Source organism: Palleronia pelagia (genome assembly GCF_900110115.1).
Lineage (GTDB): Bacteria > Pseudomonadota > Alphaproteobacteria > Rhodobacterales > Rhodobacteraceae > Palleronia > Palleronia pelagia.
Window position 1 is genome coordinate 755221 of sequence record NZ_FOCM01000001.1, and the last position, 15620, is coordinate 770840.

Sequence of the window (15620 nt, forward strand, 5' to 3'; positions counted from 1 at the left end):
TCGATGCGCCCCGGCATGTCAGAAGAAGTCGATCGACACTTGGAACAACCGTTCGACCGCCGGCACGTCGCTGGTCAACGCAAAGAGAACGATCACGTCGCCCTCCTCGATCCGGGTCGAGGCCTTGGGGCGGATCACCTTGCCGTCCTTCTCCACCGCGCCCACCAGCACGCCCTCCGGGAAGTCGATGTCGCGGATGACCTGTCCCGAGATGGGCGAGGTCGACAGGACCTGCGCCTCGATCACCTCGGCCTCGGCATCACCGATGGAATAGACGCCGCGCACGCGCCCGTGGCGGATGTGGCGCAGGATCGAGCTCACCGTGGTCGAGCGCGGGTTGATGTAGGCGTCGATGCCCAGCGGCTGCATCAATGGCTGCAAGGTCGGATCGTTCACCAGGCAGATGGCCGACTTGCAGCCCGCCTGCTTGGCGCGCACGCCGCTCAGCAGGTTGACCCGGTCATCGTCGGTCACGCACAGCACCGCGTCGGCGCGTGCGATATTGGCCTCGTTCAGCAGGTCGATATCCATGCCGTCGCCATGCAGAACGATTGTCCGGTCCAGCGCGTCGGCGGCACGTTCGGCGCAGGTGCGGTTGCGCTCGATCATCTTGGCGCGGATGCGCCGGTGGTTCGACTCCAGAGCGCGCGCCACCGCCAGGCCCACGTTGCCGCCGCCGATGATGACCACCCGTTCCTGCGGGGTGGTGTCCTTGCCGAAGATCTCGAGCGCGCGGGCCACGTCCTCTCGGTGCGAACACAGGTAGATCTGGTCGCCCGCGAACAGCTGATCGCCCGGGCTTGGCGCAAACAGCAGACCGCCGCGCCGGATCCCCACCACCAGCGAGCGCAGGGTCGAAAACAGGTCCGTCAGCTGCTTCAACGGCGTATTCAGCACCGGGCAGTCGTCGTCCAGCACGATGCCCAGCAGCTGCACCTTGCCGCCGATGAAGCTTTGGGTGTCGAAGGACGCGGGCGCCGACAGCCGGCGCAGCGCGGCCTCGGCGACCTCTTTCTCGGGGCTGATGACCACGTCGATGGGCATGTGGTCGCGGCGGTAAAGATCGGAATAGATCGCGTCGAGATAGCTCTGCGCGCGCAGGCGGGCGATCTTGCGCGGCACGGCAAAGACCGAGTGGGCCACCTGGCAGGTCACCATATTGACCTCGTCCGAATGGGTGGCGGCGATGATCATGTCGGCGTCGCGCGCGCCGGCGCGGTCCAGGATGTCAGGATAGGAGGCGTGCCCGGCGATGCCCTGAACGTCCAGGATATCCGTGGCCTGGCGCACCAGGTCGGCATTGTTGTCGACCACGGTGACGTCGTTGCGTTCGCCCGCAAGATGGCGCGCGATCTGCCAGCCGACCTGGCCTGCGCCGCAAATGATGATCTTCATGGGGGGCCTTCGGGCTGGGCTGTATGACTGCCGTTGTTGCACGGGCCGGGCGGCGCCTTCAAGGCACCAGGCGCGGCCGACGCCTCAGGGGGACGCAAGGAAATCGGCCAGGGCCGGGTTGAACAGGTCGGGCCGTTCGCGCATGGGCCAGTGCCCCGTTGCAAGCTCCAGGTATCGCGCATCGGGGATCCGGGCCGCCGCGCGGCGGGCGTGGCGCACCGGCACCACGCGGTCCTCGCTGCCATGGACCAGCAACACGGGCTTCGCGATCTCGCCCAGCCGTGGCGTGAGGTCGGATTTCAGTCCTGCCGAGTCCATCTCCGCCGCGAGAAAGGCATCGAAGCTGCGGCGCCGGCCCTGGTCGCGCGCCACGTCCATCAGTTCGTCCACGGCGCGTTCCGTCACCCTCTGGCGTCGACCGTAGGACGCTGCAAGCCCGGCCCGCGCCAGAACCCGGCTGCGGCCGGCACCGTTGTAAATCAGCCAGGTGAGCCGGGTGCGCAGGATGCCGTGCGCCAGGAGGTGCATCGGTACCCGTGGCATGATCCCGTAGGATCCCACCGGCACCAGACGGCGCACGCGGTCGGGATGTTCCAGCGCCAGCCACAGCGCCATGCCCCCGCCCATCGACACGCCGCATACATCCGCCTGCGCGATCCCCATGGCGTCGAGGAACGCGACCAGCCAACCTCCCAGCCGTGGCAGATCATGCGGGCCGTCGAACCCGGGCGAGCGCCCGTAGCCGGGGATATCGGGCACCACCAGCCGGAAGCGGTCGCGCAGATCGGCGGTGGTGATCCGCCAGGTCAGCTCGGCGTGGTCGAAGCCACCCCCATGCAGCAGAACGACCGGCGCCGCGTCGCGCGGGCCCTCGTCCACATAAGCGACCGGACGCCCCTCGACGGTGACGAAATGGTCGGTGAAGGGCATGGCCCGGTCACTCGGCCCGGTCGAGATAGGCCATCCGGCTGCCTTGCTTGCTGGAGGTGACGACGCCAAGCGACTTCAGCTTGCGGTGCAGCGCGCTGCGCTCCATGCCGACGAAGCTGGCGGTGCGGCTGATATTGCCACCGAAGCGGTTGATCTGGGTCAGCAAGTATTCCCGCTCGAACAGCTCGCGCGCCTCGCGCAAAGGCAGGGTGGCAAGGCTGCCCGACAGCACGACGCGGCCCTCCTCCTGCGGCGCGCCGCCTTCGGCCCCCGGCAGTTCGGCGGCCGAGATCTCGTCCTTGCCATCGCCCAGGATCAGGACCCGCTCCATCATGTTCTTCAGTTGGCGCACGTTGCCCGGCCAGGACGTGGTCTGCAGAAGCGCGACCGCTTCGTCGCTGAGCGTTCGGGCAGGCAGCCCTTGGGTCTTGTTGAACATGTCCAGGAAGAACCCCGCCAGCAGCGGAATATCCTCGCGGCGGTCGTCCAGCGACGGCACCGCCACGGGCACCACGGCCAGTCGATGGAACAGCTCCTGGCGGAACCGGCCGGCGGCGATCTCGGCCTGAAGATCGCGGTTGGTCGAGCTGATGACGCGGATGTCGACGCGCACCTTCTCGGACCCGCCGACGCGCTGGAACGCCTGATCCACCAACACGCGCAGGATCTTGGACTGGGTGCCTAGTGGCATGTCGGCGATCTCGTCGAAGAACAGGACGCCGCCATCGGCCTGCTCCAGCAGGCCCGGCTCGGCCCCCTCGCGGCCATCGCGTCCGAACAGCACGTCCTCCATGCGCTCGGGCTCGATCGAGGCGGCGGCGACAACCACGAAGGGCTTGTCGGACCGGCCCGAATTCGCGTGGATATACCGCGCCGCCAGTTCCTTCCCGGCGCCCGACGGGCCGGTGAGCATGACGCGGCCGTTCGACTTGGTGACCTTGTCGAGCGAGGATTGCAGGTTGCGGAAAGCAGGGCTTTGGCCGACCAGGACGGCCGGCGCGGCGTCGCGTCGCTTGAGCTGGACGTTTTCCTGCCGCAGGCGCGAGGTCTCCATTGCCCGCGCGATGACGACCATCAGCTGGTCGATGTTGAACGGCTTCTCAATATAATCATAGGCGCCCTGCTTGATCGCGGCGACGGCGATCTCGATATTGCCGTGGCCCGAGATGATGATGACCGGGACGCCGGGATAATCCCGCTTGGCGATCTTCAGGATGTCGATGCCATCCATGTCGCTGTCCTTCAGCCAGATATCCAGGATCATCAGGCTGGGCGGCTCCTTCTCGATCTCGGCCATGCATTCGGACGAGTTCGAGGCCAGGCGCGTGCTGTAGCCGTCGTCCTTCAGGATATCCGAAATCAGCTCGCGAATATCGCGCTCGTCATCAACGATCAGGATGTCGCCCATTACTCTGCGTCCTCTTCTGCCAGTTTTTTCAATGCGTCCGCGTCGGCCCGGCCGGTGTCGGTTTCGGATTCGACCGGCAGGCGGATCTCGGCCCGCGCGCCATGGTGGCCGGTGTCGTCGAAGGCGGCCGCGTCGCTCAGCGTCAGTGTGCCGCCATGTTCCTCGATGATCTTCTTCACGATGGGCAGGCCCAGGCCGGTGCCCTCCTCGCGGGTGGTGACGTAGGGCTCAAACAGGCGCGCCCGGTCCTCGGGCAAGCCCACGCCGTTATCGGAAATGCCGATCATCACACCGTCGGTGTCGGTCCGCATCTCGACCCGGATCTCGGGCGACCAGCCCTCGGGTGCGCCCCGCTGGGCAAGGGTCTGGGTCGCCTCGCCCGCGTTCTTGATGAGGTTGGTCAGCGCCTGGCCGATCATGTCCTCGTCCAGCTCGGCCATCACCGGGCCGTCGGGCAGATCGGCGGTAATGGTCACGCCCTCCTGACCTGCCTGCTGCAGGGTCACCGCGTCGCGGACCAGCGCGGCCAAGTCGTGGCGGCGCCGCTCGGGCGTGGGCATCCGGGCGAACTGGCTGAACTCGTCCACGATGCGGCGCAAGCCTTCGGTCTGGCGCACGATCACGTCGGTCATCGTGGCCAGCGCCTCGGCATCCTCGACCTGGGCGCTGAACTTGCGTCGGATGCGTCCGGCACTCAGCTGGATGGGGGTCAGCGGGTTCTTGATCTCGTGCGCGATGCGGCGGGCTACGTCGCCCCAGGCCGCCATCCGCTGGGCTGCGACAAGGTCAGACACGTCGTCGAAGGCTACAACGTAGCCTTCCAGCGTGCCGTCCTCGGCCGTCCGCGTGGCCATGCGCACCAGGAGCGATTCCAGCGCGCCACCCCGGCTGACCTTGACCTCGCCCTGCAACACGTCCCCACGGCCCGCCTTCAGCTTGTCGAACATGGTCCCGAACTCGGGCACGGCTACCGACAGCGGCACCGACTGGCCCGCCCCCTCGTCCAGCTGCAACAGACGTTCGGCCGAACGGTTGACGAAGGTGACGCGCCCGTCGGGATCCAGCCCGACCACGCCCGACGTGACCGAACCCAGCACCGAGTCGAACAGGCGGCGCCGCCGCTCGATCTGGTCGGTGGTCGCCAGCAGCGACTCGCGCTGCGCCTTCAGCTGCGCCGTCATCTGGTTGAAGATCCGGCCCAGCATCGAGATCTCGTCGTCGCCCTCTTCCTCGCGCACGCGCACATCCAGGTCACCGCCGCCCACGCGCTGCGCCGCGCCCGCCAGCCGACCCACCGGGCGCGACAGCCGTTCGGCGAACCACAGGCCCAGCCAGATGGCCGCCAGGATCAGGATGACGGCGAAACCCAGGTAGAGCAGCCCGAACTCGAACAGGATGCGCCCACGTTCGCTTTCCAGCTGGTTGTACAGCCGGACGGAATCCTGCGTGTCGTCCAACAGGGCCAGCAATTCGCCGTCGACGGCGCGGCTGACATAGAGGAAGCGGTCGCCAAGCCCGTCGAGCTTCACCAGCGCGCGGAACTCGTTGATGTCCCAGTCTTCGATGATGACCGTTTCACCGCGCAACGCCTGATCCAGGGCGGCGGCATCCGGTCTTTCGTAGTCGAAGAGGTAAGAGCGTTCGCCCCGAGCCTGGATCTCGCCCGCGCCGTTGATGACGTAGGCCTCGCGCAGGCCGCGCTGGATCTGGCTCTGGCCCTGGCTCAGAAGCTGGCGCAGCTCGCCGTCGCTCAGCAGGAAGCTGTTGGTGCGGGCGCCTTCCAGGAAATTGGCCAGCGCCTCGGCATCGGTGGACAGGTCGCGGCGCTGTTCCTCTTCATAGGCCTCGGCTGCCTCGAGCGATGCGCCCACCACGCGGCTGACCCGTTCCGAGAACCAGCCCTCCAGCCCGAAATTGATCGTGAGCGCGGCAAAGACGGCAACCGTCACCGTAGGCACCAGCGCGAGCAGGGCGAAAACGCGGGTCAGCCGAAGATGGAGCCGCGATCCGGCCGATTGCGCGCGCCGCGCCGCCACCACCCGGGCCACCGAAGACAGCACCAGCGTGGCAAGCGCGATGACGTAGACAAGATCGGCGAGAATCACCAGGCGCAGCGACAGGGAAGACTGGCCCTGATTCAGAGGGCCCAGCACCAGATATGTCGCCAAGGCGAGGAAAGGCCCAAGGATGACCAGCCCGACCGTGGCCGCGTTCCGGACGCGGCGCTGACGGCGCAAACGCGCAAGCGTATCCCAATTGAGCATCCTTACGGGATGCGCCATGGGCGGAACCTCCGATGTGATGTCGCGCGGGATTTAGTCGCGCAAACCGCTCGTTCTGGCGTGATCGTTTTGTTGGCAACCTATGCCGCCGTGCCACGCTTCTGTTGCGGTTTTACATCAACTTACGGCGGCGTGTCACGCGGATATCGAGGTCCGTGATCTTTTTCCGCAGCGTATTTCGATTGATGCCAAGCAGATCGGCACATTTCGCCTGGTTTCCGCCGGTCGCGTCGAGGGCGATCTCGATCAGGGGCGTCTCAATTTCCCGAAGAATGCGTTGATACAGGCCCGGGGGCGGCAAGACGCCGCCGTGCAAGTCGAAATAGCGCCGCAGGTGTTGCGCCACGGCCCCTTGCAGCTTGTCGGTGCCGCCACTCGACGAGATCGGCTCCATCGCCGGCTGGTTGCCTAGCACCGTCTCGGTCTCATCCCGGCCGATCCGGTCGTCGGCACCGGTCAGGACCAGCCGCCGGATCGTGTTTTCCAGTTGCCGCACGTTGCCCGGCCAGGAATAGCGGCGGATCAGCCCCAGGGCGTCGTCGGACAGAACGCGCGCGGGCAGCCCCTCACGCTCGGCGCGCGCCAGGAAGTGTTCCGCCAGCAGAGGGATGTCCTCGACCCGGTCGCGCAGGGCCGGCACCGTGATCTGCACCCCCGACAGGCGGTAGAACAGGTCGGCGCGGAAGGCCCCGTCGTCGATCCGCTCGGACAGGTCGCTCTGGCTGGTGGCCATGATCCGCGGCGCGCCATCCCCAAGCGCATCCAGCATTCGGACCACCCGCGCCTGCGCCTCGGGCCCAAGATCACCCACCTCGTCGAGCAACACGGTGCCCGCGCGGGCCCGGCCGATGACCGCGGCGGCCAAGTCGGGGTTCGACAGGTCCGAGGTGCTGGCCACGACGAAGGGCTGGCTGCGCCGGTCGGAAAAGTCGTGGATGGCGCGGGCGATCAGCGATTTGCCGGTGCCCGACTCGCCCGTGATCATCACGGCAAGGTCGGTGTTCATCACCCGCGCCACCAACCTGTAGAGCGACTGCATCGCCGGGGTGCGGCCGACCAGTGGCAGATCGGTGTCGCCGGCGGTGAAGTCCCGCGGCTCTGACGGTTGCGCGGGCTTGCGCGGCGCGTCCAGGGCCCGGGCCGCCCGTTTCATCAGGTCCGGCAGGTCGAACGGCTTGGGCAGGTAGTCGTAGGCCTCGGCCTCGGCCGCCTGGATCGCCGTCATGATGGTGTTCTGCGCCGAGATCACAATCACCGGCAGGCCGGGCCGCTTGGCGCCGATAGTCGGCAGCGCCTCGAGCCCGTTGCCGTCGGGCATGACCACGTCCGAGATCACCAGGTCGCCCTTCCCTTCATCCACCCAACGCATCAGCGTCACCATGGAGGACGTGGCGTGCACCTTGCAGCCCGCGCGGGTCAGCGCCTGGGTCAGCACCGTGCGGATGGTGCGGTCGTCATCTGCGACAAGGACTGTACCGTCCATGGGTTACTCCTTCTGCGATTGCGGTGGGGCCAGCGGCAGCGAAATGCGAAACGCCGTGCGGCCCGGATGCGACTCAACGGTGATGAGCCCGTCGTGTTCGCTGATGATCTTGCTGACCAGTGCCAGCCCCAGCCCGGTGCCGTTCTCCCGTCCCGACACGAACGGGTCGAACACGGCATCGGCCAGCTCGGGCGGCAGGCCCTTGCCGTCGTCGATGACCTCGACCTGCAGCGGCAGGGCCGCCGCCGACCCATCGGACCGTCGGACCCGCAGCGCGTGGTCGTAGAAGGTCTTGATCGTGATCGTGCCGCCGTCCGGCTCGGCGGCCTGTGCGGCGTTGCGGATCAGGTTCAGGAACACCTGCTGGATCTGGTCGGCGTCGACGAAGGTGGCTGGCAGCGACGGGTCGTAGTTCTGAACGAGCCGCATATGGGCGGCAAAGCTCACCCCGGCGGTGCGCAGCGCCCGGTCGGTGATGTCATGGATGTTGACTTCCGAGCGTTCGGGCGGGCGCAGGTTGCCGAATTCCTCGAACTGGTTGACCAGCGCGACGATGCGGCGGCTTTCGGCCACGATCAGGTCCGTCAGTTGCAGGTCCCCGTTGGTCAGGTTCATCGACAGGAGCTGCGCGGCCCCGGTGATGCCGGCGAGCGGGTTCTTGATCTCGTGGGCCAGCATCTCGGCCATGCCGATGGCCGACCGGGCCGAGGATTTCACCGACCCGGTATTCGAAAGCCGCCCCGCCATCTGGCGCGGTGTCATCATCACCAAAAGACCGCCATCCACGCCCTGAAGCGGTGCGATCTGGAGGTTGCAATTCTCCGGTGGGCGATTTCCGCCGCTCACGTCCACGTTGTTGATATAAAGCGCGGCCCGGTTGCTGCGGACCCGCTCGAACGCCTCGTCCAACGGACTGTCGACGCTGATCCGGTCGAACAGGGGCTGCCCGCGCAGCGACCGGGCCGAGGCCATCAGGAAATCCTCGGCCTCGGAATTGGCCTCGGCGATCATGTCGTTCTGGTCGACCAGCAGCACCGGCACCGGGATCGACGCCCAGAGAACGGCGCTCAGGTCCGCGCTCATGCCGCCACCTGCGCCGGGGCGAACGCGTCGGGCAGAAGACGCTGCGCCGCCTCGGGCGATTTCGCGGTCAGGACCAGGCGGCGCAGGCCCGGATCGGTGCCCGCGTGATCCATGTACCACCCCAGGTGCTTGCGCACGACACGCGCGCCCAGGTCGCGACCGTAGAAACGGCACGAGGCGTCGACGTGGTCTGCCACGAGGTCCGCCAGCGCGGCCCCCGTGGGCACGCGCGGCGCGGGCGTGCCGAACAGGGCCGACGCGATCTGTGCCAGCCGCCAGGGCCGCCCCTGCGCCCCGCGCCCCACCATCACGCCATCGGCGCCGGAGTGGGCAAGCGCCGTGCGGGCCTCGGCCGCGGTCGTGATGTCGCCATTGGCTATCACAGGAATGGACACGGCATCCTTCACGGCACGGATCGCCGACCAGTCAGCCCGCCCCTTGTAGAACTGGCAGCGGGTGCGCCCGTGGATCGTGATCATGGCGATGCCTGCCGCCTCGGCCCGCCGCGCGAGCGTGGGGGCGTTGCGAAGGGTGTCGTCCCAGCCCAGCCGCGTCTTCAAGGTCACGGGCACGCTGACCGCGCCCACGACCGCCTCGATCAGCCCAAGGGCGTGATCGAGGTCGCGCATGAGCGCTGAGCCGGAATAGCCGTTCACCACCTTCTTGGCCGGGCAGCCCATGTTGATGTCGATCAGCCGGGCGCCCGCGCCCTCGATCCGGCGCGCCGCCTCGGCCATGGGCGCGGCCTCGCGGCCGGCGATCTGCACGGCCCCCATGCCCTCGCCCTGCCCCGGAACCGCCTTGGCCAGCGCGTCGCGGCCATCGGTCGTCATCTCGCCGCTGACGACCATTTCCGAGGTCACCAGACCGGCCCCGAAACCGGCAACGATCCGCCGGAACGGCAGGTCGGTGATTCCGGCCATGGGCGCCAGAAGAACGGGTGGTGCTATGCCGAGCGGCAAGGGAGTCATGGAGCGGCCAATTTCTGCGTAAAACATAAGCAACTGCCAAAACATCTATCCAGAGCTCGGCACAACTGCAATTTCACGACCCCGTGGGTGCGGCATCAAACACGCCTTGCTCAAAATTTGGGCGCCCCTATGGCGAAACTCCCTTGGGATTGCCAGCCACGGGACCGCTGCCTAAGACTGCCCGCCGAAAAGGTTAAGGGAATGGCATGAACGCACAGGCATCCGTCGCGGTGGTCGTGGTCGCGGCGGGCCGAGGCGTTCGGGCCGGTCCCGGTGCACCCAAGCAATGGCGCCCGCTCGCCGGACGCGCCGTGCTGGCCCACACGCTGGACGCCTTCGCGGGCCACCCGCGCTGCGACCGGATCGTGCTGGTGCTCCACCCCGACGACATGGCCATGGCCGCAGGTTATACCGCGCGCGAGGATTGCCGCATGGACGCCGTCGCGGGCGGACCCGACCGGGCGGCATCGGTTCTGAACGGGCTCGAGGCGCTGGCAGAGGTCGCGCCCGATTTCGTGCTGATCCACGACGCCGCGCGCCCGCTTGTCTCGCCCGGATTGATCGACGGCGTTCTCGCTGTACTGGAGAAGGGTCCGGCGGCCGCCCCTGCCCTTGCCGTCACCGACGCGCTCTGGACCGGACGGGACGGGCGGGTGACCGGCACCCGCGACCGCGACGGGCTGTTCCGCGCGCAGACCCCGCAGGGCTTCCATTTCGACGCGATCCTCGCCGCCCATCGCGCCCATCCCGGGGGCGCCACGGATGACGTGGCGGTGGCGCGGGCCGCCGGGCTGGACGTGACCATCGTGCCGGGCGACCCGGACAACCTGAAAATCACCGGCCCGGCCGATTTCGCCCGCGCCGAAAGACTGTTAAGGGGACGCATGGGCGATCCGATCACCGATATCCGGCTGGGCAACGGCTATGACGTTCATGCCTTCACCGGGGGCGACCACGTCACGCTGTGTGGCGTCTCGGTCCCGCATGACCGCGCGCTGCTGGGTCATTCCGACGCCGACGTGGGGCTGCACGCCATCACCGACGCCATCTACGGCGCGCTGGCCGATGGCGATATCGGGCAACATTTCCCGCCTTCCGATCCCCGCTGGAAAGGCGCCGAGAGCGATATCTTCCTTGTCCATGCGCGCGACCGCGCCACGGCGCGGGGCTTCGCCATCGGCAATGTCGACGTGACGCTGGTGTGCGAACGGCCGAAGGTCGGCCCGCACGCGCCCCAGATGGCTGCCCGCGTGGCCGAGCTGCTGGGCATTGCGCCGGACCGCGTGTCCGTGAAGGCCACGACCTCGGAACGCCTCGGTTTCACCGGGCGCGAGGAAGGCATTGCCGCCATCGCCACCGCGACGCTGGTGGCACGATGAACCGGCTGGTCGCGACGTTCTTCTACGTGGGCCTTCTGCGCCCCGCCTCGGGCACCTGGGGCTCACTCGCCGCGCTGCCGGTAGGCTGGGCGCTGCACCTGGCGGGCGGTCCCGTGGCCCTGGTCCTCGGCATCGCCGCCGCCTTTTTCGGGGGCTGGGCGGCGACGCGCGCTCGCACGGCGGGCAGCGCCGACAAGGACCCCTCGGAAATCGTCATCGACGAGGTCGCGGGCCAGTGGATAGCCATCCTGCCGCTTAGCCTCGGGGCCATGCGCACCGGTGCCGATATCCTCGCGCTCTGGCCGGGCTGGGTGGCGGCGTTCCTGCTGTTCCGGCTGTTCGACATCTGGAAACCCGGGCCGGTGGGATGGGCCGACCGGCGCGGCGACCCGCTGGGCGTGATGCTGGACGACGTCATCGCCGGGATCTTCGCCGCGCTCGGGGTCGTGGTGCTGGCCGCCATCGCCCACGGGGTGATGCTGGCATGAGCCTCGCCGCGCAGATCCTTGATCTCGCGCGACAAAAGGGCGTGACGGTCGCCACGGCCGAAAGCTGCACAGGCGGCATGATCGCGGCGGCGCTGACCGATCCGCCCGGCGCGTCCGAGATGTTCGACCGCGGCTTCGTCACCTATTCCAACGCCGCCAAGATCGCCATGCTGGGGGTCCGGGCGGAAACGCTCGAGACCCATGGCGCGGTGAGCGAACCGGTCGCGCGCGAGATGGCCGAGGGCGCGCGGCAAGCCTCCGACGCCGACCTGGCGGTCAGCGTGACGGGGGTGGCCGGCCCCGGCGGAACCGAGGCCAAGCCCGAGGGCATGGTGTGTTTCGGGGTGGCAGGTCCCGCAGGGACCCGCACGGAAACGGTGCGGTTCGGACCGCTGGGACGGGACGGCGTGCGCGCGGCCACCCGCGACCACGCGCTGACCCTGCTGCTCGGGGCGCTGAGCGGCCCGGCCTGACGTTCGCGCGCCGCCCGTTTCGCGGGCGAAACCCGCCATTGCCGCCTAAATAAACCGCACTTCGCAAACCGCCCAGTCCTTGGGCGCCGCCCTGCTTCCTTTCGCGGCAATCGCACGCTTCATGCACCGCGATTGTGTAACGAGGGAGGAAAACCCATGGTCGGAGCGGATACCGCCTGGATCATCGTCGCCACCGCGCTGGTGCTGTTCATGACGCTGCCGGGGCTGGCGCTGTTTTACGGGGGGCTCGTGCGGGCCCGAAACGTGCTGAGCGTCTTCATGCAATGCTATGCCATCGCCTGCCTGATGAGCATCCTGTGGCTGGTCGCCGGGTATTCCATCGCCTTCGGCGACGGCAACGCGATCTGGGGTGGCCTGGGCAAGATGTTCCTGGCGGGCGTTACGGCGGACAGCCTGTCGGGCACCCTGCCCGAGGTCCTGTTCTTCGCCTTCCAGATGACCTTCGCCATCATCACGCCCGCCCTGATCGTCGGCTGCTTCGTCGAGCGCATCAGCTTCGGCTTCGTGCTGTTGTTCTCGTCGCTGTGGATGCTGCTGGTCTATGCGCCGGTGGTGCACTGGATCTGGGGCGGCGGGATGCTGTCGGATGGCGGCATCCTCGGCGAGACCGGCGTGAAGGATTTCGCCGGCGGCGTGGTTGTGCACGAGACCGCCGGGCTGGCCGCTCTGGTCATCGCGATGATGCTGGGCGCCCGGCGCGACCGGTCCAAGCCGCCGCACAACCCCGGCATGGTGATGATCGGCGCCGCCATGCTGTGGGTGGGCTGGTTCGGCTTCAACGGCGGATCGCAGCTGGCCGCCGATGGCGGCGCGGCCATGGCCCTGACCGTCACCCATGTCTCGGCCGCCGCCGCGTCGCTGAGCTGGGCGCTGTGGGAGCGGATCAAGCACGGCAAGGCGTCGCTGGTGGGCATCGTCACCGGCACCATCGCGGGGCTGGCCTCGATCACGCCGGCCAGCGGTTTCGTCGGCCCTGTCGAGGCGTTGATCATCGGCGGCATCGCCGGCGTTCTGTGCCAGGAGGCCGTGAACCTGATCCGCAACCGGATGGGCATCGACGACACGCTCGACGTGTTCGCCGTTCACGGTGTCGGCGGGATTTTCGGCACGATCATGATCGCGGGGTTCGGCGCGGGCACATGGGCCGCGCAACTGGGCGCGCTGGCGATCGTGGGCGTCTTCACGGTGGTCATGACGGTGGTGATCGCGCTGGTCTGCAAGGCCGTCATCGGCATGCGGGTCGATCCCGAGACCGAGACCAACGGCCTCGACCTCGCGGTGCACGGCGAGCGGGCCTACGACATGGCCTCGTGACGGGCCTGTAAAGGACGGCAAGGATGGGATGGGCGTCCGAGGGATCGGGCGCCCGTTTTCCGATTTCCGGACCGGTGCGATCAGGCCTTGATGTCGACCCCGCGGGGCGCGTTCGCGGCCGTATCGGGCTTGGGATAGGCCTTGGCGGGCGGGCTTTCGGCGACCGATCCGGCCAGGGCCAGCGTGATCGCCACCGACTCGCGGCGCACCTGGCCCATGCCCTTGGTGACCGTGCTCGCCGGGGGTCCGGAGGACACCAGCGACGTGTCGCCCGTCGGCAACGGCGCGGCCCGTTCGGGCTTGGCCGCCGGGTCGGCGGAGGCGGTGCCGTCCACAACGCTTGCCTGTCGCGCAAGGCTGGCCGCGTCGGCGGCCTTGCCCTGCGACAGGGCGTCCTTCGCGGGCTCGGCGGCCGAGACGAAGGGCACAGGCTTCGACGCGATGTATTTCATCATCTCGGACCAGCGGTCCGATACAGGGGAATTCGGGGGCACGGAAAAGACCATGACTAACTCCTGCACGGCCCCACCATCTGCATCCTTAGCGCGGAAAAATGGCGATTCTGGGGCGATTGCGGATGAAGAGTGGCGGCGGGCCGCTCAGGGCCCTGCCGCCACGGGATCAGATCGTCATGTCCATCCCGCGCGGTTCGCGGTTCTGGTTCGCGGGATCCGCATCTGCTGCCGCGAGCGCAGCGTTGGCGTTCGACGCGGCCGGGCCCGCCGCGGCGTCGGCCTCCGCCTTGGGTTTGTCGGCGATTTCGGTCAGCGGGCTCTTGGCCTCGGCCGCGCTGGCCACGCTCGAGATCAGGGCGTCGGACAGATAGCTCTGGCGCGCCGCCTCGGCCTCACGGCGCAGCTGCGACATGTCGGGGCCGCCTTCGGCTTCGGCCGCGACCTGCGCGCTGACCACGATCTCGCCCGGGGATTGAGGCTTCGGCGCGGTCGTCGCCGGTGCTTCTGACGGGGCCGGTTGGGTGGCGGCCGTCTTCTCGGCGCCTCCTGCCCCGTCGGTCGGGTTCGTGGCGTTCGTGTCGGTGCCGGTCTTGTTTTCGGTCGTCGGTTGAGGCTCGGGCTCGGTCTGCGGTGCGGGCGCCGACGCAGCGGGCTGCTCCGGCGGCGGCGAATAGATCGGACGAGACAAGATTGAACTAATCATCACATATTACCCTTAACGCCCCCGCCCGCGCTTAGGGCCGAGGAATGCGGCGAGACGGTGTCAGAACCGCACCTATCCCGTGCACCTGTCCATAAAAACAGGGTCTTTCGCCCAAGGGTTGCGGGCGCCGCGCCCGGATCGCGCCGCAATCAGCCGTAGAGCTCGGCCGCCCGCCGCTCGAACGCCCGCACGATTCGCTGCATGGCATCGTTGAAGAACATGTTCGCCGCCGAGCCGAGGATGCGGCTCTTGAACTCGAAATCCACGTCGAACGTGACTTCGCAGCCCTGGTCTAGGTCACGGAAGGTCCAGGTCGAATTCATGTGCTTGAACGGCCCTTCGACATACTCGGTATGGATCTTCATGTCGTCGGGGCGCAGGGTGACGCGGCTGCCGAAGCGTTCGCGGAAGACCTTGAAGCTGATCACGAGGTCCGCCTCCATCACCTCGCCACCCTCGATCGGCTTGCGCGAGCGTATGCGCGCCGCGGCCGTCCAGGGAAGGAACTTCGGATAGCTCTCAACGTCGGCCACCAGATCGTACATCTGTTGCGCCGTGTAGGGCAGCTTGCGGGTCTCGTGATGGCTGGGCATAAGGTCCTTCGGGCAGTGAGTGCGGTAAATGTCGCCTGAGGCCCGGTGATTTCAAGGGGACTCGATGGCTCAGCCCAACTACGTGATAGACGAGATGATCTCGGCCAAGCAGATCGCCGCGCGGATCGAGGCGCTGGCGGACGAGATCGGCGGCCATTTCGCCGGCACCTCGAAACTGGTGGTGGTGGGGCTTCTGCGCGGCTCGTTCGTGTTCATCGCCGACCTGGTGCGCGAGCTGGACCTGCCCGTCGAGGTCGATTTCCTCGAAGCGTCGTCCTACGGCGACTCAACCGAGTCGAGCCGCGAGGTGCGCATCCTAAAGGACCTGCGCGGCGAGATCGCGGGGCGTGACGTGCTGGTGGTCGAGGATATCGTCGATACCGGCTTTACCCTGCATCACGTGCTGGGCTTGTTGCGCGCCCGCGCGCCCGCGCGACTGGAAACCATCGCCCTTCTGGACAAGCCCGCAAGGCGCGAGGTCGACGTGAAGGCCACCTGGACCGGCTTCGAGATCCCAGACGAGTTCGTCGTGGGCTATGGCATCGACTATGCCCAGCGGAACCGGAACCTGCCCTATATCGGCACGGTGCGGTTCACGTAATCGCGCGTTGGCAGGGTCGCGATCCGTGTTAGCCTGATCCG

General features: G+C 67.9%; 15 protein-coding genes. 5 read left to right on the forward strand and 10 right to left on the reverse strand.

Annotated features, from left to right (window positions below; translation table 11 throughout):
- Nucleotides 1-18 precede the first annotated feature (18 nt).
- The 7 genes from trkA to dusB form a co-directional block, all read right to left on the reverse strand.
- Nucleotides 19-1395, reverse strand: a complete 1377-nt coding sequence (gene trkA, locus BMX96_RS03645; RefSeq protein ID WP_073125988.1) for a Trk system potassium transporter TrkA — start codon at nt 1393-1395, stop codon at nt 19-21.
- Nucleotides 1396-1479: 84 nt separating this feature from the next.
- Complete coding sequence (locus BMX96_RS03650) at nt 1480-2325, reverse strand: alpha/beta fold hydrolase (RefSeq protein WP_091844269.1); 846 nt, start codon at nt 2323-2325, stop codon at nt 1480-1482.
- A gap of 7 nt (nt 2326-2332) precedes the next feature.
- Nucleotides 2333-3733 carry a nitrogen assimilation response regulator NtrX gene (gene ntrX / locus BMX96_RS03655; RefSeq protein ID WP_091844270.1) on the reverse strand — a complete coding sequence of 467 codons (1401 nt, stop codon included), beginning with the start codon at nt 3731-3733 and terminating at the stop codon, nt 2333-2335.
- Nucleotides 3733-6015 carry a sensor histidine kinase NtrY-like gene (locus BMX96_RS03660; protein ID WP_091844271.1) on the reverse strand — a complete coding sequence of 761 codons (2283 nt, stop codon included), beginning with the start codon at nt 6013-6015 and terminating at the stop codon, nt 3733-3735. Before BMX96_RS03660 ends, ntrX begins: the two co-directional genes overlap by 1 nt.
- A gap of 112 nt (nt 6016-6127) precedes the next feature.
- Complete coding sequence (locus BMX96_RS03665) at nt 6128-7498, reverse strand: response regulator (protein ID WP_091844272.1); 1371 nt, start codon at nt 7496-7498, stop codon at nt 6128-6130.
- A 3-nt stretch (nt 7499-7501) separates the two neighbouring features.
- Nucleotides 7502-8581, reverse strand: coding sequence for a two-component system sensor histidine kinase NtrB (locus BMX96_RS03670; RefSeq protein ID WP_091844273.1), 1080 nt, complete (start codon nt 8579-8581; stop codon nt 7502-7504).
- Entirely contained in the window at nt 8578-9552 is a 975-nt protein-coding gene (dusB, locus tag BMX96_RS03675) for a tRNA dihydrouridine synthase DusB (protein ID WP_091844274.1), read from the reverse strand. Before dusB ends, BMX96_RS03670 begins: the two co-directional genes overlap by 4 nt.
- Nucleotides 9553-9758: 206 nt before the next feature.
- On the opposite strand from dusB, the gene BMX96_RS03680 reads away from it, so the two are divergent.
- The 4 genes from BMX96_RS03680 (at nt 9759) to BMX96_RS03695 (ending at nt 13227) form a co-directional block, all read left to right on the forward strand.
- Nucleotides 9759-10931 carry a bifunctional 2-C-methyl-D-erythritol 4-phosphate cytidylyltransferase/2-C-methyl-D-erythritol 2,4-cyclodiphosphate synthase gene (locus BMX96_RS03680; protein WP_091844275.1) on the forward strand — a complete coding sequence of 391 codons (1173 nt, stop codon included), beginning with the start codon at nt 9759-9761 and terminating at the stop codon, nt 10929-10931.
- Complete coding sequence (locus tag BMX96_RS03685; protein WP_091844276.1) at nt 10928-11419, forward strand: phosphatidylglycerophosphatase A family protein; 492 nt, start codon at nt 10928-10930, stop codon at nt 11417-11419. The genes BMX96_RS03680 and BMX96_RS03685 overlap by 4 nt, the downstream gene beginning before the upstream one ends.
- Nucleotides 11416-11892: a CinA family protein gene (locus tag BMX96_RS03690; protein WP_091844277.1), complete on the forward strand. Its 477-nt coding sequence runs from the start codon at nt 11416-11418 to the stop codon at nt 11890-11892. Before BMX96_RS03685 ends, BMX96_RS03690 begins: the two co-directional genes overlap by 4 nt.
- Before the next feature lie 156 nt (nt 11893-12048).
- Nucleotides 12049-13227, forward strand: coding sequence for an ammonium transporter (locus tag BMX96_RS03695; RefSeq protein WP_091844278.1), 1179 nt, complete (start codon nt 12049-12051; stop codon nt 13225-13227).
- Nucleotides 13228-13307: 80 nt separating this feature from the next.
- Here the strand turns inward: BMX96_RS03695 and BMX96_RS03700 are convergent, their stop codons facing one another.
- From BMX96_RS03700 to BMX96_RS03710, 3 genes are all read right to left on the reverse strand, one after another.
- The gene (locus tag BMX96_RS03700; protein WP_091844279.1) at nt 13308-13733 is read right to left on the reverse strand and encodes a hypothetical protein; all 426 of its coding nucleotides are present in this window, start codon (nt 13731-13733) and stop codon (nt 13308-13310) included.
- A 115-nt stretch (nt 13734-13848) separates the two neighbouring features.
- On the reverse strand, nt 13849-14385 hold the full coding sequence (locus BMX96_RS03705; protein ID WP_139209939.1) for a hypothetical protein: 537 nt from the start codon (nt 14383-14385) through the stop codon (nt 13849-13851).
- 149 nt (nt 14386-14534) lie between these two features.
- Nucleotides 14535-14978 carry a type II toxin-antitoxin system RatA family toxin gene (locus tag BMX96_RS03710; RefSeq protein ID WP_073126010.1) on the reverse strand — a complete coding sequence of 148 codons (444 nt, stop codon included), beginning with the start codon at nt 14976-14978 and terminating at the stop codon, nt 14535-14537.
- Between the two features lie 64 nt (nt 14979-15042).
- On the opposite strand from BMX96_RS03710, the gene hpt reads away from it, so the two are divergent.
- Nucleotides 15043-15579, forward strand: a complete 537-nt coding sequence (hpt, locus tag BMX96_RS03715) for a hypoxanthine phosphoribosyltransferase (protein WP_091844281.1) — start codon at nt 15043-15045, stop codon at nt 15577-15579.
- The last annotated feature ends 41 nt before the right edge of the window (nt 15580-15620 follow it).